22 protein-coding genes and 1 tRNA gene are annotated in these 23,498 nt (G+C 43.3%); 10 read left to right on the top strand and 13 right to left on the bottom strand.

Annotated features, from left to right (window positions below; genetic code table 11):
* Positions 1–41: 41 nt before the first annotated feature.
* Both B3S92_RS09350 and B3S92_RS09345 read right to left on the bottom strand, forming a co-directional pair.
* Positions 42–974, bottom strand: coding sequence for a hypothetical protein (locus B3S92_RS09350; RefSeq protein WP_296205287.1), 933 nt, complete (start codon positions 972–974; stop codon positions 42–44).
* 3 nt (positions 975–977) lie between these two features.
* Positions 978–1,739 (bottom strand): M48 family metallopeptidase, encoded by a 762-nt coding sequence (locus B3S92_RS09345; protein ID WP_296205284.1) that lies wholly within the window; start codon positions 1,737–1,739, stop codon positions 978–980.
* A gap of 248 nt (positions 1,740–1,987) precedes the next feature.
* Here B3S92_RS09345 and B3S92_RS09340 point away from each other — a divergent pair, with 248 nt between their 5' ends.
* From B3S92_RS09340 to thiS, 4 genes are all read left to right on the top strand, one after another.
* Positions 1,988–2,356 carry a sulfurtransferase TusA family protein gene (locus B3S92_RS09340; protein ID WP_296205282.1) on the top strand — a complete coding sequence of 123 codons (369 nt, stop codon included), beginning with the start codon at positions 1,988–1,990 and terminating at the stop codon, positions 2,354–2,356.
* A gap of 260 nt (positions 2,357–2,616) precedes the next feature.
* A complete protein-coding gene (gene rpoH / locus B3S92_RS09335; RefSeq protein WP_208608049.1) occupies positions 2,617–3,483 on the top strand; it encodes an RNA polymerase sigma factor RpoH in 867 nt (288 codons plus the stop codon).
* Positions 3,484–3,498: 15 nt separating this feature from the next.
* Positions 3,499–3,864 carry a DUF423 domain-containing protein gene (locus B3S92_RS09330; protein ID WP_296205279.1) on the top strand — a complete coding sequence of 122 codons (366 nt, stop codon included), beginning with the start codon at positions 3,499–3,501 and terminating at the stop codon, positions 3,862–3,864.
* A gap of 62 nt (positions 3,865–3,926) precedes the next feature.
* Positions 3,927–4,127, top strand: a complete 201-nt coding sequence (gene thiS / locus B3S92_RS09325; RefSeq protein WP_296205278.1) for a sulfur carrier protein ThiS — start codon at positions 3,927–3,929, stop codon at positions 4,125–4,127.
* Positions 4,128–4,291: 164 nt separating this feature from the next.
* Here thiS and hpf read toward each other — a convergent pair whose 3' ends face one another.
* Both hpf and rpoN read right to left on the bottom strand, forming a co-directional pair.
* The gene (gene hpf, locus B3S92_RS09320; RefSeq protein WP_296205276.1) at positions 4,292–4,681 is read right to left on the bottom strand and encodes a ribosome hibernation-promoting factor, HPF/YfiA family; all 390 of its coding nucleotides are present in this window, start codon (positions 4,679–4,681) and stop codon (positions 4,292–4,294) included.
* A 528-nt stretch (positions 4,682–5,209) separates the two neighbouring features.
* Entirely contained in the window at positions 5,210–6,958 is a 1,749-nt protein-coding gene (gene rpoN / locus B3S92_RS09315; protein WP_414707020.1) for an RNA polymerase factor sigma-54, read from the bottom strand.
* Positions 6,959–7,424: 466 nt separating this feature from the next.
* Between rpoN and B3S92_RS09310 the strand changes: the two genes are divergently transcribed.
* A complete protein-coding gene (locus B3S92_RS09310; protein WP_296205271.1) occupies positions 7,425–8,330 on the top strand; it encodes a nitrilase-related carbon-nitrogen hydrolase in 906 nt (301 codons plus the stop codon).
* A 25-nt stretch (positions 8,331–8,355) separates the two neighbouring features.
* On the opposite strand, the gene B3S92_RS09305 is transcribed toward B3S92_RS09310, so the two are convergent.
* The 4 genes from B3S92_RS09305 to lptM all read right to left on the bottom strand — a co-directional run bounded on the left by B3S92_RS09305 (position 8,356) and on the right by lptM (position 12,369).
* Entirely contained in the window at positions 8,356–9,387 is a 1,032-nt protein-coding gene (locus B3S92_RS09305) for a tyrosine recombinase XerC (RefSeq protein ID WP_296205269.1), read from the bottom strand.
* 24 nt (positions 9,388–9,411) lie between these two features.
* Complete coding sequence (dapF, locus tag B3S92_RS09300) at positions 9,412–10,293, bottom strand: diaminopimelate epimerase (protein WP_077451078.1); 882 nt, start codon at positions 10,291–10,293, stop codon at positions 9,412–9,414.
* A gap of 283 nt (positions 10,294–10,576) precedes the next feature.
* Entirely contained in the window at positions 10,577–11,920 is a 1,344-nt protein-coding gene (gene lysA / locus B3S92_RS09295) for a diaminopimelate decarboxylase (protein ID WP_296205265.1), read from the bottom strand.
* 113 nt (positions 11,921–12,033) lie between these two features.
* Positions 12,034–12,369, bottom strand: coding sequence for an LPS translocon maturation chaperone LptM (lptM, locus tag B3S92_RS09290; RefSeq protein WP_296205263.1), 336 nt, complete (start codon positions 12,367–12,369; stop codon positions 12,034–12,036).
* 448 nt (positions 12,370–12,817) lie between these two features.
* Between lptM and B3S92_RS09285 the strand changes: the two genes are divergently transcribed.
* The 4 genes from B3S92_RS09285 to rsfS all read left to right on the top strand — a co-directional run bounded on the left by B3S92_RS09285 (position 12,818) and on the right by rsfS (position 17,801).
* Positions 12,818–14,020 carry an acetate/propionate family kinase gene (locus B3S92_RS09285; RefSeq protein WP_296205260.1) on the top strand — a complete coding sequence of 401 codons (1,203 nt, stop codon included), beginning with the start codon at positions 12,818–12,820 and terminating at the stop codon, positions 14,018–14,020.
* A 61-nt stretch (positions 14,021–14,081) separates the two neighbouring features.
* Positions 14,082–16,229, top strand: coding sequence for a phosphate acetyltransferase (gene pta / locus B3S92_RS09280; RefSeq protein ID WP_296205258.1), 2,148 nt, complete (start codon positions 14,082–14,084; stop codon positions 16,227–16,229).
* Positions 16,230–16,492: 263 nt separating this feature from the next.
* Positions 16,493–17,266, top strand: coding sequence for a nicotinate (nicotinamide) nucleotide adenylyltransferase (nadD, locus tag B3S92_RS09275; RefSeq protein ID WP_296205254.1), 774 nt, complete (start codon positions 16,493–16,495; stop codon positions 17,264–17,266).
* Between the two features lie 130 nt (positions 17,267–17,396).
* Positions 17,397–17,801 carry a ribosome silencing factor gene (gene rsfS / locus B3S92_RS09270; RefSeq protein WP_296205252.1) on the top strand — a complete coding sequence of 135 codons (405 nt, stop codon included), beginning with the start codon at positions 17,397–17,399 and terminating at the stop codon, positions 17,799–17,801.
* 112 nt (positions 17,802–17,913) lie between these two features.
* Here rsfS and B3S92_RS09265 read toward each other — a convergent pair whose 3' ends face one another.
* Positions 17,914–19,176, bottom strand: coding sequence for an SEL1-like repeat protein (locus tag B3S92_RS09265; RefSeq protein WP_296205249.1), 1,263 nt, complete (start codon positions 19,174–19,176; stop codon positions 17,914–17,916).
* Between the two features lie 390 nt (positions 19,177–19,566).
* Between B3S92_RS09265 and B3S92_RS09260 the strand changes: the two genes are divergently transcribed.
* Positions 19,567–20,304, top strand: coding sequence for a pantothenate kinase (locus B3S92_RS09260; protein ID WP_296205247.1), 738 nt, complete (start codon positions 19,567–19,569; stop codon positions 20,302–20,304).
* 111 nt (positions 20,305–20,415) lie between these two features.
* Here B3S92_RS09260 and B3S92_RS09255 read toward each other — a convergent pair whose 3' ends face one another.
* From B3S92_RS09255 to B3S92_RS09240, 4 genes are all read right to left on the bottom strand, one after another.
* Positions 20,416–21,516: an alkene reductase gene (locus B3S92_RS09255; protein ID WP_296205245.1), complete on the bottom strand. Its 1,101-nt coding sequence runs from the start codon at positions 21,514–21,516 to the stop codon at positions 20,416–20,418.
* A 297-nt stretch (positions 21,517–21,813) separates the two neighbouring features.
* A complete protein-coding gene (locus B3S92_RS09250; RefSeq protein ID WP_296205242.1) occupies positions 21,814–22,293 on the bottom strand; it encodes a hemerythrin domain-containing protein in 480 nt (159 codons plus the stop codon).
* 161 nt (positions 22,294–22,454) lie between these two features.
* A complete protein-coding gene (locus tag B3S92_RS09245; RefSeq protein WP_296205239.1) occupies positions 22,455–23,138 on the bottom strand; it encodes an RDD family protein in 684 nt (227 codons plus the stop codon).
* 203 nt (positions 23,139–23,341) lie between these two features.
* Positions 23,342–23,418: transfer RNA gene (locus B3S92_RS09240), tRNA-Arg, on the bottom strand.
* Between the last annotated feature and the right edge of the window lie 80 nt (positions 23,419–23,498).

The following is a 23,498-nucleotide window of genomic DNA, read 5'->3' as shown; positions in this document are numbered from 1 at the left end:
GCTTGTTGAGTGCCTTATTATTTATAAGAATCTAATTATAGCTAGGGGCGAAAGTCTCTGGCTGTTTTTACTTCTGCCATCTCACTATTGATATTGGCTAATAAAGGTTTGGGGTTAAAAGTGACTGTATTGCCACTGGTGCTTAACTCTTCAACTTGTTTTTTTGCCTGCTGTAAAGACACCAAAGCATCATTGTATTTGCCCCGCCACAACTCGCCTTTGGCTCGATAACGCAAAGCGTTGATCGCAGCTATGTCTTTGACCAAAACTTGTGAAGCAGGCTCGTTGCTACTGGTTTTTGTGTCAATCGCCATCAACTCATAAGCGCGCTGGATACGGTACAAGCCTTCTAAATCATGGGGTCTACTTTGGACAATAGGCTTCATTAAAGTTACCACTTCGTTATACTTGCCAAGCTGTAGCCAAGTATCGGCCATTAACAGTTTAAGGTCACGACGTTCCGGATAAAGATTATAATAAGGGGTTAAGGTCTTTTCAGCCAGCTCCCATTTGTCCTGAAAACCCGCAATTTGAGCTTCAGTAATGGCCAATAAAATATCAAAGTTCATTTTATCAGCAGCAGAAGTACTAATGGCTGTTTGCTTTAATTTATTGAGTCTATTTTGGGCCTCTTGATAGCGGCTTTGACGGGCATACCAGTAAGCCAAAGCCATTTCTGCTCCTTTATTTTTTGCAGCAGTGACTACTAGCTCATTTTCTGTGGTCTGATTGGACAATACTTTCAGTCGCCACTTTAGCAGCTCAAAGTTAAGCTGATGACGCTGACTGTTCAGGCTCAAGGTTGGGTAACTATTGGCCCTACTTTGTGCCTCGCTCAACCGCTCAGAGCTTAAAGGGTGAGTCATGATAAAGCTTGGCAAATAAGCATTATCACTCATATTTAACTGAGTTTTTTGGTCCAAAGTGCCAAAGAACTTAGGCATGGCTCTAGGATCGTAGCCCGCTTTTGCCATTAATTACATCCCAATACGATCCGCCTCACGCTCATTACTACGGCTAAACGCCATTTGGGCATTTAAAGCTGCGGTTTGACTGCCCATCATCACAGCGGCTGCTGCATCACCATCTGCCGCAGAAGCAGCAATGGCTGCCAGAATTCCGCCAATTTGCATCAGCAATGCTTTTCGGCTGGCTTCATCGCGATGCTCGTAATGCCGCTGACTTAAATGCGCCACTTCATGGGCAACGACACTGGCCACCTCATCCATGCTATTGGACTCAATGACAGTTCCGGTATGAATTCCCATCACCCCACCTGGGATAGCAAAAGCATTAATACTAGGATTATTGATTACCATTAATGCTAATGGGGCTTGGTTTCGAGCTTGGGCATTGATTTTCCAAGCCATAGATTCTAATTGCTCTTGCGACCAAGGATCGTTAATTAAAGGCGCACTTCTTCCCAGATTTTGTAACGACCACTCACCCAAAGCTTTATGCTTATTGACCTCAATGAAGCGACCACCCCCACTGCCCAACTCTGGTAAGCTGAACGAAGCTGGTTCCTTGAGAGTTGAGTTAGAGAATAAGGGCGTGGTTTGAGACCCGTTATAACCCGCTTGGCTGCGATCCGTCTCGATCTTAGCAGTTGCTGAAGAACCGGTAGTCACTATCCCAATCAATAACAAACCAGACACCACCACCTTGTGATTAGTGATTTTCAAAGGCAGCTTGAATGCCGATCTTTTGTCTCGAATGTTGGTCTGAAAAGGAGGCAAGTGTCTATTCCTTAAAGTATGATCCGTAATCTATAGGGAGGGTTAAAATCTTGGGAAGTCGGCTTGATTTTTAGTGGTTAACCATCATTATTAAACCCACTTTTGATAATAACATGATAACCGGTTAACCTTATACTCTCTTATCTGGGGTGTAATTTTTTATATAGTTACCCTCTTTACTTAATATTATTTTTATTCTCTTTTTTGAGTTAATACCCTTACTTAATTACTTAATGAAATGGTCTTCTATGATAAATATTAGCTTAGCAAATAGTGAGCATCAGGCTCTGGTACAAAGCCACCTTGATACCTTAAATAGTAGTGACCTAGAAGCAGCTCCTCCGCAGTTAACCATCTCAGCTTTAGTCGATGGCCGGGGCATGGCTTGTCCTATGCCTTTATTGAAGACCAAAGTGGCACTGCGATCCGTCCAGCCCTCAGAAAGTGTCTACATCCTAGCTACGGATCCTAACTCACAAACGGATCTGGCCGCATTTTGCCAACAAGCGGGATTACAGTTGGTACTTAGTACCGCCACTAATGAAAGCTCTCCTGATGGTTTAGAAAAACTCGATACAATCTTTCACCTCATCATTACCAAAACGAATGGTAACTAGGGGGTGCTATCCTTTACAATAGATCTCAATAAAGTTATTACTTTGAAGGTCAAAATATGGCTACTCCTAAAATAAATAAAAAAGACACGGCGAAACCAGTAAATTCCAAGGATGTCGAGCCGGTAGAAATCATAGATATGGACGAAGATGACCTGCCCTATGATGAGCTTGATGACGATGTCTTGACTCAAGAAGTCGCCCATACTGAAGAGTGGGTCAGCGACTACCCCAATACCAGTACGCGTGACTTGGTTCCGGCTATGCCTGTAAATTTATCGGCACCAGGTATCAATCTTGGGGCTTATATGAACTCGGTGCAGCAGATTCCTATCTTAACCACGGAACAAGAGCAAGAGCTGGCTCATCGCTATTACAATGAGGGCGACGTTGAAGCGGCTCGCATTTTAGTTATGTCGCACCTACGCTTTGTGATTCACATTGCTCGCAGTTATTCAGGCTATGGCCTGCCGCAAGCAGATTTAATCCAAGAAGGTAACTTAGGCTTGATGAAAGCGGTGAAACGCTTTGACCCCAACAAAGGGGTGCGTCTGGTCTCTTTTGCTGTGCATTGGATTAAAGCTGAAATTCATGAGTTTGTTATTCGTAACTGGCGCATTGTGAAAGTAGCGACCACCAAAGCGCATCGTAAGCTTTTCTTTAACTTACGTAGTTTGAAGAAAACCAATAACCAGCTAACCTTAGAAGAAGCGGATGCGATTGCGGCCGACTTAAATGTTACCCGCAAGCAGGTCTTGGAAATGGAGTCACGACTGACTTCATATGACGCTTCTTTTGAAGCTCAGTCAACTGATGACGAAGATGGCCACTATGCCCCGCAACTGTTTTTAGAAGATGGGGTTGATCCTGCTGAAATGGTAGAAGATGCTGACTGGGAAGAAAACACTACCAGTGCGCTAATGACGGCTATGGATACTCTAGATGATCGTTCACGTGATATTGTTGAACAGCGCTGGCTGTCTGAGCAGAAATCCACTTTGCATGAATTGGCTGCTGTTTACAATATTTCTGCTGAGCGAGTTCGTCAGATCGAAAAAAATGCCATGGATAAAATCCGAGAAGCCATGACCATTGACAGTGTCATCATGCCCAGCGAAGACAACTTATAATCTACAGGGTGTCCTATGAATTGGATTTCGATTGCAGCTGTTAACTTAGCCCTAGCTGTGGCTTTAGGAGCATTCGGTGCTCACGGTATTAAGGCCATTGCCTCCCCTGAGCAAATGGCTTGGTGGTTAACCGGAACTCAATACTTCTTTTATCATGCTTTGGGCTTACTCTTGGTGGGCATCTTAATTAAATTAGGGTATACCACCTCAACTACGGCGTGGCTATTGCAGGTAGGACTGATTATTTTTTCAGGCAGCTTATTTGCCATGACCCTTGGAGCACCACGTTGGTTTGGCGCCATCACCCCTATTGGTGGTACACTGATGATTATTGGCTGGATCTGGTTGGCAGTAACTACCTTCAAGCATTCCGCCACTTAAAGCTTCTGCTCTAAATCTAAAAGGCAACGTTTTGGTTTAGATGGGATTTTATAGAGGAAAAAATGTATACAATTACTGTAAATGGAGAACAACAACAGACAGAGCAGGTAACTGTGAAGGCTGTGTTAGATGACTTACAATTAACGCAGGGACGTTATGCGGTTGAGATTAATGGAGAGTTAATCCCTAAATCTGAACTGGCTACAATTGGCGTCGAACAAGATATGATTATTGAAGTGGTTCAAGCCGTAGGTGGTGGTTAACTTCTAGATATATCATAAGTCTGTGATCATAATTCCTTGTTTTTTAAGTTAAAAGAAGACCTATTAAAAAGCCCTTATCCTATTCGGATAAGGGCTTTTTACGTTCTAGACTATTTTATAGATTTAAAACTAAATTTTTATTTTAAGTTCAGGTGGAGATTGACCTAATAAGCGTATGACTCGTCAACAGGCTCAGTTGCAGGGATCGCAAAACTTGGCTTACGTTTAGAAGAGCGAGTTTTACGATCGATACGGGTTTTGTATTTACGAACTTGGCGGTCTAATTTATCTGCCATTTCATGAATGGCTTTATACATGTCGTCATCATATGACTGTACAAACATTTCTTGACCTGCTACTCGCATAAGTGCTTCAGCTTTATGGTTATTTTTACCACTGTGGCTAGTATCGCTGCGGTTATTGTCTAGCGATAGAATCACTTTAATGCTTTGAATTTGGTCAAAATGTCTCTCAACTTTTGAAAGCTTATCCATAACCATATCTTTCATAGCGTCAGTAATTGTGATGTGATGGCCAGTAATTGAAATGTTCATAATGCTTACATCCTTTTTATGATTTGAGCAGCCCTTGCTGACTCAAAGTGACTTTTAATTAATGACTGACCTAATGGGGATTCATTTTAAAATAATGAAGGCATTAGTTCTTTGTTTAAGTCATTATTTATACCCTTGTTTTATTTGATCCTTCTTTTAACCAGTCCTGGTTAATTGGGCTCAAACTCAACAGTATTACCGGGTATCAGCGTTTCAAGTAACATTTAAAATCCGTATTAAACTTACTTTACCCCAACCTTCTGTGCTGGTTAGCTTTGGTTGGGATAGCTTTAATTTGCCACGAAAATCAGGATTGCACAAGCATTTTTATTGTTAATAAATGTAAAAATAACTCATATCTAGAAATAAATACTATATAATCTGAAATTTTTTTATTTTAAAAACAAGGCCTCGCCATGCTGCCATTGGCTTCGGCGACTATGATGGTTACTTGTTAAAATATTTCTGAACCTCTCATTTTTTTATATCTTTTTTCTAACTCTTACCCCTTTTTCTAAAATCTACTTTCTAAAATTTAACTTTCCTTTGAGTAGAAGAACCGATGTTCATCGCTTCTCTATATTTGGCCACTGTACGTCTAGCTATTTCTATCCCCTGCTGCTGTAAAAGATCTTTTATAGCACTGTCTGATAAGGGGGCCCTAGAGTCTTCTTGCTGTATTAACTGCTGTATCATGGCGCTAATGGCCGTAGAGGAAATATCGCCTTGATCACTGGAGACGTGGGATGAGAAGAAATATTTCAGTGGAAACAGCCCTTGCGGCGTTAAGATGCTCTTGCTGGTGGTCAACCTGGAAATCGTAGATTCGTGCAGCCCCACCTCTTCTGCAATATCTTTTAGAATAAGTGGTTTCATGGCAGTCGGTCCCTGCAATAAGAAGTCTTGTTGCAGCTTTATAATACTAGTCGCTACCTTTAGAAGGTTTTGATTGCGCTCCTCAATACTTCGAATAAACAATCTAGCATCTACTAAGTTATCGCGTAAATAGACATTATCTGGGCTGTCATCACCCCGCTTAATAAGATTGGCATATTCTTGATTAATTCTAAGTTTCGGTAAAGTCTCAGGATTTAACTCTACTTTCCACACCGCTTGTTTTGCCTCTGAACTATGGACCAAATACACCAAAACATCTGGGATATCATAGGCTTCAGGCTGTATACCGTAATCAGGCTGCGCGGTAGAAAAAGCCAATCCTGGAGCAGCGCTTAAGGTTCGAATCAACTCTAAGCTAGGCCCAATATCACTGTTTTTGAGACCGGTTCTGTGCATCAACTCCTTGATATTATTAGTGACCAGTAGCTGATGCTCATCTAACAGACGTAGTGCCTGCTCTCGATAAGGGACCGTTTCTTGTAAGCTATGTAGCTGAATTTGTAAGCATTCTGCTAAGCTTCTGGCGCCCACCCCCAATGGTTCACAAGACTGTATCAACTGAACCACGGCTTCTATCTGCTCGTTCTCAATTCGATGCTCCCAACCGTAGAAGCTGGCCATCTCATCGAAGCTTGCTTTTAAATCGGCCATATCGGCTTGAATAAAGCCGCTTTCATCCATAGCATCGATTAGATAGTCGGCAATCAAAGATTGTTGTGGCGTTAGGTGACTGAAGTTTAATTGCCAACGTATGTGGTCTTGTAAAGTGACCGAAGTTGCCCCTTGATAGTCAGTCATACCTTGGGTGTCGGGACGGGCTAAAGCCGTGCTTCCATGAGTAAAGACATCCTCCCAGCCCGTATCAATAGGTAACTCTCCTAGTGTTTGACCCTCCATGAAACCTTCTGTCTCGGAGCTTTTACTTTCATTCGCTTGTGGGCCACTGCTGGCTGTAATTTCCATCACGTTTTGCTGTTCTTCCTCGGTTTCAGTAACCGGGCTCCCTTGATCTGCCTGTTGCGAATCTACTCCGCTGTCATACCCATATTCGTCGTAATCTGCTGCCTCGTAGCCCCCTTCTGTTTCATAGTCATCATTCTCATAACCCTCGGCATGATCATTAGACAACTGATAGACCTCTTTTTGAGCTTCTGCATCCAGCTCTAGTCGCGTCAACTCTTCAAGGCTATTAAAGTCTTCAGCACTAATTTCATCCTCCTCTACTCTCTCAAGTAAAGGGTTGCTGTCTAGTTTCATTTGAACTTCTTGCTCAAGCTCTAAGCTTGAAAGCTGTAGCAGCTTAATAGCCTGCTGCATCTGTGGGGTCAGCTTTTGTGCAGTGGTTAGGTTGACACCTAAATTAAAAGAGGGACTCATCATAGGTCGTTTTGTTCTCAGTAGTTTGTTGCGTTTTATTTTTTAGCTGGCTGCTAGATATAAATTTAGATTATGGGCAGCTTTTGGTTATTTAGCAGAAGATTTTATTAATTGGTTTTTGAGATAAAGTAGCAGATGACATTGATCTATAATGACATAATTACACCTTGTAAGAGGAGTAAACTTTGCCATCAACCTTCATAAAAAAATACATCAACTGGCTAGCAGAGTAAACGATTTTATTATTATAAATAAGGATTAGGGTGCGATATATGGTTGAACAAAAGCACAATCTACTCTTGGAGAGATAAGCCTATTTATGAAGATTGGGCGTATTGAAGACCGATAGATTGCTTACTCTTTCCATGCTACTCTAATAAGTCTAATAGCTTAAGCATAGTAACTAAGGTACTCCCTGTTTTAGTCCTCTCTCGACCACCTATTAATATAAGCTACAAAGGCAGTAGTTATGACTCAACTTAACATTGGATGTGTGCAGTTAAACAGTCAGTTTGATATCGAAGCCAATATGGCGACCATCGAAAAAGCGGTTACTGCTGCTAGCCAACAGCAGGTAAGCTTGGTCGTATTACCAGAAAATGCTTGCCGTATGGGCGGGCAAAAACAGCTGGCTGAACGCTTTGATGAGATATCGAGCTGGTATGCTGACCTAGCTTTTGAACATCAATTGTTCATCGTTGCCGGCACACTACCCTGTCCCTATCGTCCCGATAGCAGTGTGGTAGCAGATGGGAAGCTAAGACAAGTCAGTCAGGTCTTTGCTCCTGATGGTAAACGCGTGGCCCGTTATGACAAAATTCACTTATTTCGTGCCCAAGTGGCAGATGATACTGGCAGCTATGATGAAGGAAGAACTTTCGAAGCTGGTGACACTACCGTTGTCGCTCAGTGTGATATGAAGAATTTAAATAAAGATTTTTTACAATCGCCGAGTGTAGCCTCAAATAAAAATTTAGGCATTTTGTCTATCGGGATGATGGTTTGTTTTGACTTACGCTTTCCTGTCTTAGCCCAAAGACTTAGACAGGCAGGGGCAGATATCCTTACTGCTCCCTCCGCTTTTACTTATCAGACAGGTAAGGCACATTGGCAACTTCTGCTGCAAGCCCGCGCTTTGGACTCTCAATGCTTAGTCGTCGGCTCAGCACAAGGCGGTACCCATTATACAAAAGACAGTAGCCGGGAGACTTGGGGCCACAGCGCTTTTGCCAACGCCAACGGCGACTGGGTGAAGGAAACTGGACAAACCAACTTGGCTGAAGACTTTGGATTAATTACCACTACCTTCGATGCAGAAAGACAGCAGACTTGGCGTCAAAACATGCCCATTCATAACTGTCACAGATTGGCCTAGCCATACTCGTAACTAATAACTAAGGCTAGTCTTTGCGCTTATTATGAGAAGCACGGGGATGCGCCTTGTCATAGACCTGAGTTAGTTTGGCAAAATCTACGTGAGTATAAATTTGAGTGGTGCTGATATCGCTATGGCCCAGCATTTCTTGAACTGCCCGCAAATCACCGCTCCCCGACAGCATGTGTGAGGCAAAGCAATGGCGCAGCAAGTGCGGATACATATTTTGGGCAATACCAGCGCGATTGGCGGCAATTTTTAATCGCTGTTGTACCGCGCGTGTGGTCAATCGAGTACCCAATTTTTCACTAATAAATAACGCGGTGTCACCCTGCTCCTCCCAAAGATAACGATGAGGCAGGTAGGTAGTAATGGCTTTTAATGCTTGCTTACCCACAGGCACTAGACGCGTCTTATTACCCTTACCAGTGACCCTCACCTCACCTCGCTCACCAGACTCATGTATTCGTAAATCAGAGACATTAAGACCCACCAACTCCCCTACCCGTAATCCGCTACTATACAGCAGCTCAAACATGGCTTTGTCACGTATCCATAGCCTCGCTTGCTCAGGGGTATCTGGCATTGGCTGTTCTAATAACTGAGTCAGCAAATCTCCATCGGCGATACTGGGCAGAGGACGGGGCGCTCTTTTTAGCTGGTATCCAGTGGTAGGGTTAATCCGAGCTTGGCCTTGATCAATTAGCCAACTGTAAAAATGACGTATGGCCGATAATTCTTGCTGCACACTAGAGATGGCCAAAGCATCCACATCCAAGCGCTGGCCGATATATCGGGCCAATTGCCGTTTGTCACAGCGCGTCCAGGTCAGCTTGCCCGCCTCCAAAAAGCTTGCCAACTGAAATAGACCAGCATAATAAGCCTCGATGGTGTGGGCTGACATCTGTCTGACAGATAGCTCAGCCAACCACTGCTCTACCGGTAGCAATAGCTGCTGTAACTCCTCACTCATCTCAAGAGTGGATTCAGCCTCATCCGTTCCCCGCTTGGAGGGCTTCTGAGGCAGTTTTGGCTGAGGCGTTGGCTTGGCACTCATGACTTATTTACTTACCCTCAAGACTTAAGCAGGCGGCTTTAGACCCGCTTGGGCCATAATACCATCTGGGCTAAATATGCCTTCATAAACAAAGGCCGTCGGACCCGTCATCATCACTGAATAGCCAGGAGACCAACGAATCAATAAGCTACCGCCATATAGCTGTGCTCTAATCTCCTCGCCTTCATCAAGCCAGCCCTCACGGATACCTGTGGCCACAGCAGCACAGGCTCCGGTACCACAAGCTTGGGTTTCACCCACGCCGCGCTCATATACGCGCAGACGGATGTGACGCTGATTCATCACCTGCACAAAACCGACATTCACCCGCTCTGGAAATGCTGGGTGCGACTCAATGGCTTTCCCTAACGTTTCTACATCAGCAGTTAGAATATCATCCACTTTAATGACTGCGTGAGGGTTACCCATATTGGCCACATAAAGTTGTACAGGGGTGCCCTCAACGTCTAAGTGATAGGCGTTCTGAATTTTGGTAATGGCTTTTGGGGTAAAGGGAATCTCATCTGGCTCAAAGCGAGGTTTGCCCATATCCACTTCTACCCAGCCATAGTTATCTGTAGTCAGGGTCAAAATACCTGACTTGGTTTCGACCCGTATTCGCTGTTTAAATGACAACTTACGGGCTTGGACAAAACGGGCAAAGCAACGAGCGCCATTGCCACACTGCTCAACCTCACTACCGTCTGAATTGAAAATACGATAGCGAAAATCGACATCAGGACGCATCGGGGGCTCAACCACTAACAGTTGGTCAAAACCAATACCCATGTGACGATCTCCCAGTAAAGAGATGAGTTCTTTAGTGAGCTCTAAGCGCTGGGTAACCAAGTCAATGACCATGAAATCATTACCCAATCCATGCATTTTTGTAAATTCTATAAGCATTTTTTTATTCCTTAGATTTTATTTATGCCCTATCTTACCATGCAGAATATAACAATGATAATAACTAAACACTGCCAATAAAAATAAGCCACAGCTGCTTTTTATTGCCGGTTATCCACGGTTTACAAATAACTAATGCCTCTCAAAAAAAACACTCCGCCGACAGGCTATAGGCAAAGAAATGGCTGAAACCATAAAAAAAGCCTGCGTATAAAACGCAGGCTTTTTCGCACAAAAGGGTAAGACTCATTGCCCTACCTTACTCTAATTTAAACCATTAAAATTAATCAAGCTCAAAAAAAGACTCAGCTTCAAATAACTGTTCAATGGTCTCGCGCTTACGCACCACTTGATGCTTATCACCAGAGACCATAACTTCAGCAGGACGTGGGCGTGAGTTATAGTTACTACTCATCACAAAGCCGTAGGCACCGGCGCCAGTAATGGCCAATATATCGCCCACTGCCAAAGACAATAAACGTTTTTTGGCCAAGAAATCACCTGTCTCACAAACCGCGCCTACGATATCCCAGCTTTGCTCCTCAGTACCCGCTTTAGGGTGACTGCTCATAGGAATCACGGCCATCTCCGCCTGATACAGAGCGGGACGAATTAAGTCATTCATCGCCGCATCGACAATGGCAAAGTTTTTGTGTTCAGTGGGCTTTAAAACTTCAACCTTAGTCAATAGCATCCCAGCATTGGCCACAATACTACGGCCTGGCTCAAAGAATACCTTTAGTCCCAACTGTTTTAGCTTCGGTAATAAGGCATTGGCAAACTCACTTACTTCAGCCACTTGCTCATCGATATAAATCACCCCTAAGCCGCCACCTAAGTCAACGTGCTCAAGCTCAATACCTTCTTGCTTTAGTGACTCAATAAGCTCACAAACTTTATCTAATGCAGCAACAAACGGATCAATCTCAGTCAGCTGTGATCCAATATGGCAGTCAATACCCACAATATTTAAGTGCTCTAGGCTGTCAGCATGTTTATAGGCCTTGATCGCCACATCGTGACTAATACCAAACTTATTGTCCTTTAACCCTGTTGAAATATAAGGATGGGTCTTGGCATCAACGTCAGGATTCACTCGAATAGAAATCGGTGCCTTCACTTGTAATTCAGCCGCCACTGCATTTAGGGTATCTAGCTCACTAAGCGACTCAACGTTAAAGCAGCCAATTCCTGCCTGCAAGGCCGCTTTCATTTCAGCCACAGTTTTACCTACCCCAGAAAATACGATTTTGCTGGGGTCGGCACCGGCGGCCAACACGCGGGCAAGCTCTCCTGATGATACTAAATCAAAACCTGCCCCAGCCTCAGCCAATACCTTTAATACCGCCAAATTGGAGTTGGCTTTTACCGCGTAGCAAATCTGGTGGTCAATCTCAGCAAAACTATCACTATAGGCTTGATAAGCCTCAAGCACTGCCTTTTTAGAGTACACATACAACGGCGTTCCGTACTGCTGTACCAACTGCTGTGTCGATACTTCTTCAATAGCGAGCAGTCCTTGCTGATAACTTAAGGTAGGGAGTTTTTTGACAAAGCTTTCAGGGTTAATACGCAAGCCATTTGAAGTGTGCTGAACCGTCGCCTGTGATAAGTCTGTGATGCTCATATAAAGGTATCCAATTGAGATTTAATATTGTAGTTAGGCTTTATTAAATCATTAAAATCAAACAATTAAAATAATGATTGATAAATGACTTGAATTATTTTGGTATTAGCGAGCTAGTAATCTTGTGGGTCGGTAGCAGCGGCTTCTTCAATTTTTTGCTGATTTTCTGCTTGTTCCGCTTGGTTATTAGCTGTGTTACCGCCCTCTGCTTTATTGCCTTTATACAGAATGAAATTGGTATTACTCGGGGCATCTTCTGTTAAATACAGCTCTCCCTTTTGACCACAGCCACTCAAAAAAACACTGCTCAAAACTACGATGGCAACAAGTAAAAGTAAACGGCTCAGCTTCATGCTAGTAACAGCAGCATTATTTAAATCTGCCAAACCTAGGCCTTTTAAAGTTGAGTGGTTTTTATAGTTATCAGTTTGAAAATGAAAGTTTGGCATGAACGGCTTCCTATGGGGATGAACGAGGATGAGCAGACAAAAATACAGCTTTTTCTATGGTAACAAAATTCTTGATATTTACCTAAAGCCTTTTAATTATATAAATTCACATAATAAAAGAAACTTTTAATTTTTAATGACTTAACTTATTTTTAATCACTAAACCGATGTTTTTAAAATTAATCTAGGCTATACTTAAAAAAGGTACATACCCATAACCGAACATAGCTGTTATTAGGGCACCCTTAAATTAAGTCAATTTCTATTTCTCAGAAATAATATATGACCCATTCGCTCAACTAAAAGTTAACGATTTTACAATTTAAACCACACCCTAATAGGATGTTATGTGTTGGTAAAAGAGGCGGCGTTATACGTCTATTAATTTATGACACTGTTTGGTGTTATTTCTTTTCTTTCTTTTAAAATTTCAATGTAAGGATACAATATGAGCAACAACATTATCAGCAAACCAACTTTAGTCGTTAACTGCGGTTCATCTTCTATCAAATATGCTCTAATTAGTGAAGATAATAAATACCGTATTACTGGTCTCGCTGAAAACTTAGGGCTAGATGATGCTCGTATTGTACACAAATGCCTAGAAGGCAAAAAAACTGAAGTCAGCATTCCAGGCTCTAACCATAAAGCCGCTTTGGTTCAAATTATGACTCTCCTTGGCGACCAATCTCCAATTGCAGTGGGACATCGTGTGGTCCATGGTGGCCGTGAGTTCAGTTCTGCTGTAGAAGTGACGCCACATGTGGTAGAAGAAATCAGACGCCTAAAAGAGCTGGCTCCTCTACACAACCCTGCTAACGCTACCGGTATTGAAGCCGTTCAAGCCATTCACCCTGACCTACCTCAGGTGGTGGTATTTGATACCGCTTTTCACCAAACCATGCCTCCAAAAGCTTTCCGTTACGCCATTCCAAAAGAGATGTATGAAAATGACTGCATCCGCCGCTACGGATTCCACGGCTCTTCACACGCTTACTTATCCAATCGCGCTAGCCAACTGACCGAAAAAGAAGGCCCTCATGGTTGGTTAATTGCCCACTTAGGCAATGGTAGCTCTGCAACTGCAGTCTACAATGGAGAAAGCTTAGACACCAGTATGGGCTTAACCCCACTAGAAGGCCTAATGATGGGCACCCGCTGTGGCGATGTTGACCCAAGCCTTCACATTCACTTAAAACGCACTATGGGGCTAAACCTAGAACAAATCGACGTCATTTTAAATAAAGAAAGTGGCCTACTGGGCGTATCTGGTGTTTCAAACGATATGCGTACTGTAGAATCCATTGCTAACGATGACTCACACCCAGACCAGAAGAATGCTCAGCTGGCGGTAGAAATGTTCTGCTATCGCACTGGTAAATACTTGGCTTCTTTATCTTGTGCCCTACCGGACTTGACCGGCATCATCTTCTCAGGGGGTATTGGTGAGAACTCAGCGACCATCCGTGCTCGTATTCTAGAAGTGATGCGTCACTTTAACTTAGAAGTAGATGCCGATAAGAACAGCCAACTATATGGCGGCGAAGAAGGCAGCTTCCATGCGCCGGGAAGTAAATATGAGCTATGGGTTATCCCAACAGATGAAGAGCTGCAAATCGCAGAAGAAACCAGAGCAGTACTGGGTCTATAGTCCGATCAATAAAAATAATTTAAAAATCAAACCAATATATTGAACTAATAAGGATTTGTTTATGCAAACTATTTTGCTGGTTCCTACTGGCCGTGGCATTGGTTTAACCTCTGCAGGCTTGGGATTGCTTAAGGCTTTGGATTATTTAGGCATGAAAGCTGGCTTTATGAAGCCATTTTTACAAGATGACTCGAACGACTCGCAGCACACTTTAGACAGCTCAAGTGACTTAATCCGTCACGCTTTTGGTTTAAATCCACCTCCTTCTATTCCTCGTGAACGTGTCGAGCGCATGATGAACTCAGGCAACGTGGATGACTTGATGGAAGAGGTGGTTACCAATTTCCATCAGTTAGGAGAAGAGTATAACGTTGTCATTTGTGAAGGCTTAGTGCCTACCGAAGAGGTAACGTATGCTTCACAAGTGAACTTTGCCTTAGCCACTGCCTTGGATGCCAAAGTGATCTTCGTTAGCATGGCTGATCTTGAAAACCCAAAACAGTTGGCCGATAAGTTAGATGTGCATGCCCGTGACTTTGGCGGACTCAATGGAGAGCGCACTCTAGGCAGTATCTTGATGCGTGCTAACAACGTACCTAACACTTTTGATACTCAGCCCGTAGCGCCAGGTGAAGCCATTCTGGATTTGGATGAAGACTTTATCAGTGCTATGCAGTCGCACTCGCCTAACTTTGCCACTGATAAATTCCAGCTAATCGGAGTGGTTCCTTTCAGTAATAGCTTGTCTGTGCCTCGCACTTGGGATATTGCTCAGCAGCTTAATGCCAGCTGGTTAAATGAGGGGGATGCCAAACAGCGCCGAGTTCTTAAAACCAGTCTAACCGCCCGTACTATCTCACGTGTGGGCGAAATCTTTACCCGCGGTACTCTGGTGGTTACCCCTGGCGATCGTGATGATATCTTGTTGGCGACGGCCATGGCCAGCATGAATGACATCCCTATGGCCGGGATTGTGTTAACTGGTGGTATTATCCCAAATGATACTGTGTTTGAGCTGTGTCAGCCTGCGCTAAAAACGGGTCTACCTATCATGAGCGTACACACTGATAGCTTGCAGACAGTAACCAATTTAGCGACCATCAGTAATGAGATTCCAAAGGATGATGCAGAACGTGCCGAAACTGTGGCGCGCTTTGTTGCCGCTCATATCGATTTAGATTGGCTGAAATCCTACTTCGAACGTGACTACACCCCTCGCCTATCGCCTTCTGCTTTCCGTCACCAAGTAGTGAAAAAAGCACAACAGGCCAAAAAACGAGTGGTTTTACCAGAGGGTGAAGAGCCACGCACCATTGAGGCGGCAGCGATTTGTCAAAGTCGTGGTATCGCGCAGTGTGTGTTGATTGGTAATCCAGATGAAATTGCACAAGTGGCTAAAAACCGCGGTGTTGAGTTGCCTGAAGATATCGAAATCATCGATCCGGCGAGTATCAGCTTAGACAAATACATCCAAGCTTTTGTAGAGCGCCGTAAAGGTAAAGCCACCGAAGAGCAAGCTGCTGAACAACTGCAGGATAGCGTGGTATTGGGCACCACCATGTTACACATGGATGAGGTTGACGGCTTAGTGTCAGGAGCAGTTCATACCACAGCTAGCACCGTTCGTCCTGCCTTCCAGTTAATCAAAACCGCGCCTCAGTACTCACTGGTCTCCTCTATCTTCTTCATGCTACTTCCAGAGCAAGTGGTGGTGTATGGTGACTGTGCAATTAACCCTGATCCTAATGCTGAGCAATTGGCTGAAATTGCCATCCAATCTGCGGCCTCTGCTAAAGCCTTTGGTATTGAGCCAAAAGTGGCGATGATCAGTTATTCTACTGGGGCATCGGGTACCGGTGATGATGTTGAAAAAGTGAAGCAAGCAACTCAGATCGTGCGTGAGCGCGCACCTGACTTAATGGTAGATGGTCCGCTACAATACGACGCCGCTTCTGTATTGAGTGTGGGTAAACAAAAAGCACCAGACTCACCAGTTGCGGGTCAAGCCAACGTGTTTATCTTCCCTGACTTAAACACCGGTAATACCACTTATAAAGCAGTACAGCGTAGTGCTAACGTGGTCAGTGTTGGCCCAATGCTTCAAGGCTTAAACAAGCCAGTTAACGACTTATCACGCGGCGCTTTAGTCGATGATATCGTTTATACTATCGCTTTGACTGCCATCCAGGCCAGTAGCCCAGACGTCTAATAGACGAAGGACACAGACTTAGATTCAGTCAATAGACCCAATAAAAGTGAAAACTAGCCGGCAGATCTGTCGGCTAGTTTTATTTTTGCGGTAACAGTTGGTTTTGGTGAGGTAACTTTTTATACTTTCTATAGGTCACTTCTTTAAGTAGTCTCTTTTTTCTATAAACTAGCTAAATTTTAATATTAAGTGAATACATTAGCTCTATCCCTAACTCAAGACAGCACCGCCCGCTTTAGTAATAGATACATAATGGATCTGTAATGCCCTTAACCTTGAATACTGATAATACTAACTTATCTACTTCTAATACTGACTCAAAGCGATGGAGTAACAAGCTGCCTATCGAGGTGTATTTGGGCGGATCCTTTGATCCGGTTCATAACAGCCATCTGGCGTTATTAACCCATGTTTATCAAAAATTAGCTGCGACTGGCCAACCCGTTAATGGCTACTTTATGCCTACCTCACGCTCACCGCTAAAAACAGACAGCAGTGCCTCTGAGCATCGCTTAAACATGTTGAGTGTAGCCATTGAAGAGCTGCAAGCTGAAGCCTTAACTTCTCAAAGCCACACCACCGCTTTAAACCTAGCGATTAGTGAGCATGAAATCTGGCAAACGCCACCTACCTATACCATAAATACTCTGGCTGAGTTACGTCAGCAGCATCCTAACCACAGCTTGGTATTCATTCTCGGCGCAGATAATATTGCCAGCTTACCTAAATGGCGCGATGGCGATAAATTAACCCAGTTTGCTCATCTATGGGTATTTCCTAGAAATGAATTACAGTCTGCTGCAGAGATTATTGAGCTGTTACCTGAGCCATTAAAACCTCAAGTCAGCTCTTGCTTAGAGGACTTGAAGCAGCACACTCATGGCCGCATATATATAGATCCACATACATTAGCGCCCCTATCGAGCAGTGCCATACGGGAAGCAATTGCTCAAGGTAGGCCAGAGATTGCAAAATCTGCTTTGCCACGCTCCGTATATTCGTATATCATGAAAAACAATTTATATCATTCTAATTGAGTTAATGGTTTCCATACTGCCTACGTAAGACCCAACGCCCTCATAATGAACTAAACTTTACCGAGATTTTAAAACATATTTTTTGGCTTTAACGTCATAAAGTATATACAGACAACCCTATAGGATAGCTATGACAATAGACGCAAATCAAAAAACACCCATGAGCGATGAAAGACTACAGCAATGTCTTGAAATGGTTCAAGACGCCCTAAACGATTTAAAAGCAAAAAACATTACCGTACTTCACGTCTCTGAATTGACAGACGTCATGGATTATATGGTTATCGCTGAAGGTACCTCAAAGCGTCATGTGAATGCTTTGGCGGATGAAGTGGGCGCTATTTCCAAAAAAGCAGGCTTCATGCCTTTAGGCCGCGAAGGGGAAAAAGACAGCGACTGGACTTTAGTAGATTTGGGCGGTGTTATCGTTCATATCATGACGCGCCAAGCTCGTGAATTCTATGACTTAGAAGGCCTGTGGTCTTCTCCTGAAGAGCTTAAAAAGTTAGTGGCTCGTGATTTAAGTGAGCGCTAGACTTTATCTTTTCTATCAGCAATAAATAACCGCTAATAGCGGTTAGTAAAAACTACTACCCATAAAAAAAGACGCTCATAGCGTCTTTTTTTATGCCTAAGTCTGCCTGAATCTAATATCCCGATTCTTCTAAATCCAGATAAATATCGCATCCCTCGAAGTAGTCATCTTGACAAGAGTGTTGAAACCATTTCTTAGCCTCAGTGTAGCTTTGTTTTACCCCATCGCCATTGTAATACATGGTTCCAAGATTGAAGCTTGCTTTACCATAGCCTTGCTCGGCAGCTTTGACATACCACTTTAAAGCTTGTTTGAAGTCTTGAGGCACTCCTTCCCCATCTTGATAACTAATTGCCAAGTTATACTGAGCATCTGCCATACCTTGTTCAGCCGCTTTTTGATACCACTTAGCCGCCTCAGTAGCGTCTAGCTCTACGCCATAGCCGCCATCATAAAGGATGCCTAAGTTATACTGGGCTTCGGCTTCTTCTTGCATAGCAGCCCGTCTGTACCAAGAAGCAGCCATTTCATAGTCTTGTTCTACCCCTAGTCCACTTTCATACATCATGGCCAAGTTTAACTGACCCACAGGGTTTCCCTCTTGAGCGGCCATTAAAAACCACATTACTGCCTTAGAGTAATCCAGCTCAACCCCATTGCCATGATAGTACAGGACCCCAAGATTGACATAAGCGCCATCAACTCTCTGACCAGCTGCTTTAAGGTACCATTTACGGGCCTTATCAAAATCTTGTGAGACCCCTTGCCCTTCATCATATAGCACAGCCAACCCATACTGGGCTTCCTTATAACCTTGATGAGCTGAAGCCAAATACCATTCAGCCGCTTTTGAAAAGCTTTGACTAATCCCTATACCCAGATCATAAAACAGACCGACTTTGTATTGTGCATGCGGATCACCCTGCTCTGCTGCCTGCAAATACCATTTAAAAGCCTGAAGATAATCAGTGGCAACCCCAAGCCCATATTCATAAAGAATGCCTAGATTATACTGAGCATCTTTATCACCCTGAGCAGCAGACTTCTGATACCAGTTCCTTGCTTTTTTAAAATCTTGAGTGGCGCCTCTGCCTTCATGGTACATCACCGCCATATTAAATTGAGCGCTTGCATCGCCCTGCTCGGCCGCTTTTTGATACCACTCAATTGCTTTTTTATCGTCTTGCACTAGCCCTTCACTGCCTGTCTCGTAACTCCAGCCCAAGTTAAACTGTTCAACTGAGCTACCATTTTCAGCCAAAGCTTGCATCGTCGGCAAGTCTAAAGCATTCGCTGACAGCGAAGTTAGACACAGGCTAGCTACTAGCGTGAGTACGCTAAGCTTAAATAAACGAAGGGGAGTCGCTGGGGGCATATCATTCCTTATGGCAAGGTCCATTTTATTTGTTTTGCTAGGCCAGTCTGTCATTGCTATTAGCCACCAGTTACCAATAGCCATCAGTACCAATGCCAACAAGAGACCTGTTAATTTATCTGATAGACTGGTTTAGTTTACATTAAAATAGAGAGCCAGAAAACCGCTATGTTGTTATAGGAAGACAAAACAAAAGGCTAGTCATATTATAGGCATGACACAGCGGATAGTTGAGAAAATACGTCAACTTTGAATATCGATTAACAAATATTTATTTTAAACTGCTATTATTACGCCGCGAATAAAATAAGAGCCGCTATAAACCAACTGCCACAACCCTTATTTTTTAACCCACATTATCCATTTAAAACACAAAAAGACGGGGCCTTTATGTCTAACTTATGGCTTGATCTAGGGAATACAAGACTTAAATATTGGCTGGCAGATGATATCGGTCAGATCATCACCTCAGATGCCAAGCAGCATTTGCAAGCCCCTGCAGAGCTGCTAATTGGTTTAACGGATAGGTTTAGTGCTTTAGCCCCAGAGTTTATCGGAGTTTCTTCAGTGCTCGGTGAGGAGGTGAATGCCCAAGTTGCTGAATCCCTAGCCTCTTTAGCTATTCCTTTTGAATTTGTTCACGTAGATGCGCATCACCCTCTACTCACCAGTGATTACGATGCTGGGCAATTGGGGGTGGATCGGTGGTTACAGATATTGGGGGCGGTCGATAGAAAAAAACGTCAATGTATTGTTGGCTGTGGCACGGCACTAACTATAGACTTGGTGGATCATGCTCACCATTTGGGCGGCTATATTTTTCCAAGCATTTATTTGCAGCGTGAGGCCTTATTTTCAGGGACCAAGCAAATCAGTATCAGCGAAGGCACTTTCACCAGTATTAGTGAAGGGGTAAACACCTCTGATGCGGTACATAGAGGTATTTTATTATCTATTGTAGGGGCCATTAATGAGATAGCGCGGCGCAATCCCAATTATGAATTTACCTTGACCGGTGGGGATGCTCCCTTACTGGCGCAACATCTGAATCACCCGATTCATATTAAAGACAGCTTGTTGCTAAATGGCTTGATGCGCTATTTTGATCAACAAAGAGAATCGCGCTAAAACTATTTTTAGAATCTTTGTTTTAGACTTCTTGTATTAAACACTTTGAAAGTAAAAAGACCTATCTATGAAAGATAGGTCTTTTTTGTTTTCACACCTAATTTGCTTTTATTACTTGTCCATAAAAGGATAGTCGGTATAGCCTTTAACCCCGCCCCCATAAAAGGTTTCAGGGTGTTGTTCATTCAATGCAACCCCCTTCTCGATACGCTCTGCCAAATCTGGGTTGGCAATATAATCGCGGCCAAAAGCCACCGCATCAATATAACCTGCCTCCATCAAGGCCTGTGCTTTTTCAGGGGTATAGCCGCCGGCAACAATGATGCTGTTATCAAATGCCTGACGCAACTTTTGACGAAATTCTGTCGAATAAGGCGTACCGCCGACCCAATCTGGCTCTGACAGGTGCAGGTACATCAAATTGCGCTTATTAATTTGCTCAACTAGCCATATGGCTTCGTCTTCATTGTAACCCACATCCACACTGTTAAAGGTGCCTAGAGGGGAGATGCGGATACCAATATGGTCTTTGTCCCACGCCTCAACACACGCATCGATAACTTGTAACATCAAGCGAGCTCGGTTTTCGCGACTACCGCCATAGTTATCCTCGCGCTTATTGGTATGCTCTGCCCAGAATTGATGTAATAGATAGCCATGAGCGCCATGGATTTCTACCCCATCAAACCCAGCTTGTTTGGCATATTTAGTAGCTTGGGCAAAGTCCGCGATAACCTGTTCAATCTCTTCTAAACTTGCTGCACGAGGCGTGGTGCCCTCAACACGTATTGGCTTTCCATTATCATCGCGTAAAGTAGTACGAACCCCCACATTAACGTCAGACGCTGATATTGGAGCTTTGCCTTCGGGCTGCACGCTTTCATGGGACACTAAGCCTGTGTGCCATAACTGCACCACAATTTTGCCACCCTTGGCATGTACCGCATCAGTAATGACCTTCCAAGCAGTGACTTGCTCCTCATCATGTAGCCCCGGAGCACCGGCATAACCCTTGGCTTGTAGAGAAACTTGAGTGGCTTCCGTGATAACCAACCCTGCCCCTGCTCGCTGAGAGTAGTACTCTGCGGCTAGAATATTAGGCATATCACCAGGCTCTATTGAGCGTAATCGAGTGAGTGGCGCCATAAACACTCTGTTTTTAAAGCTTTGGTTGCCCATTTCAATGGGGTTAAATAAGTTAGCGTATGCCATAGTATTCCTTATATTATTGTCTTAGTTATTTGCAGGTTTTAGCCTATTTTGTTGTTACGGCTTATAGCGTTACGACGAAGTTATTCATTGAAGTTATCATTATTGCAGCAGAGGATTAGTAATCTAATCTGTCATTACTCTCCTACCTGACTGCTCTCGTCTACTCTGTTTATTATGGAGTAATATCTAGAAATTTAAAGGCAAATAGACCGGTCGTTACAACTTGCTTATATTTTATTAATAAAAAAAACCCACCAAAATTATTTAGCGGGTTTGTGTGGCAATAATCACAACCATTTAGTCATCAGCGTGAGTCTTTTCAAACTCGTCATGCTCAACTTGATATAAAGCACCTAATCTTTGCTGTAAGTCATCATCTAAAATCTTACGGGCTTCTTTGAAGAATTCATTCTCTTCTTCTTGTAAGTGATGACGGACTTTATGAATTAGATCTGCACAAGTAGTGTCCCAAGTGTCTTGGCTTATACGACCATCATCAAGCGTTTCCATCATTTCGTCCATCTCATGGTGCTCAGTAATAGCATGACGTGATAAATCTAAGCCTTCGTCATGTTGCATCACAGGGATGTATAAATGACGCTCTTCTGCAGCAGCATGTGCCTGTAATTCTAGCTTCAGCTCTTCGTAAATAGTTTTACGCTTGTCATTATCTTTTTCTTTTTCAAGCTGATCACATAATTCGCGCTGCAAATCATGCTTGGTGATTAGGGCTGCAAAAATGTCTTGATCAAAATTCACACCGCTGTCTTTACTCATAATAGGCTCCATAATTAGTCAAAAAATTCAAATTAAAAACGCAATTAACAAATACATTTTAATTTATTTAATTCATTGCTTAATTATAACCCTACCCTATACGGATTACTGTCTTAGTTAGACAAAGATTTGTATGAGCATGTGAATAATGCAAGCCATTCTTATTTGTCTTTATTTTTCTTGCTTCTCAATGACTTAATTAAACCCTCGTGGTGAATTTTTGGCATTTTCAAAGTCACCGTTCCCGAAAGCATGTCATGTACCGCCAACCCTCCGCGGTTAAACAAACAAAAAACATAATTGAACATCAAGCCAAAAAAAGCACTGAGCAGCATCGCCGAGCGCGAGCCATGAAAAGCATAGCCAATCGCCCCACAAATCAGCGGTACCAGGCAAGCGGCTAAAATACGCTTGATGGTCTTACCCCAAGTTAGCAGCTGACCGTTATCATCTACCGTCTTCAAACGCCAAGTTTGCATACCTAGAGTCTGCCCTGCACGGCGCCAAAATAGCCCATAAAAGCCAATTAAGGTCAAAATGAAAGCTGGGGTTAGCACCAAGTTTTGGTACCAACGTGGCAAGGTCTGTGCCTGATCTGAAGTTACGCCAGTTTCCATGGTCATCATGGTGCCAATAACGGTTAATACTGTCCCTACCAAAAATAATAAGGCCAAAATCAACATACCATCATAGACGATAGCAATAACTCGAGTCGATGCTTTGGCGATTTCTGGCTCACCAGAGATGCTAACGCCTTCTATACCTGTGGGTCTTAATTGCTCAGTACTATTAGCTGCGGCAGTTTGAGGACGACGAGAAAGCTTGGGAGTACGTTGTTTAGACATGATGAAATGACAACTCAGTAAGGACAGACTTGTTAATAGAAAAATAAAAGCTATTGTAGCTTATTTTGGGTCAGATGACAGAGAGGATATAAAGGTACTTATAATGATGCTAAGTAGCAGATGGGAATAAGAAAATTATTACAAATATAGCAGGCATAAAAAAATCGCCAAACAATGGGCGATTAATTTAGTGATTGGTTAGATGGTGCGCCTGGAGAGATTCGAACTCCCGACCCCTTAGTTCGTAGCCAAGTGCTCTATCCAACTGAGCTACAGGCGCATATTTATCTAACTTATCTTTGTTAACTAGTGTTGTTAACAGGATGGCTATTATAGCCATTTTTTTTTAGGAGTCAACAT

The sequence above is a fragment of the Psychrobacter sp. UBA3962 genome (assembly GCF_002385225.1).
Classification (GTDB): Bacteria; Pseudomonadota; Gammaproteobacteria; order Pseudomonadales; family Moraxellaceae; genus Psychrobacter.
Note: the sequence above shows the minus strand (reverse complement) of the source record. Positions and strands in the feature narration are given on the sequence as shown.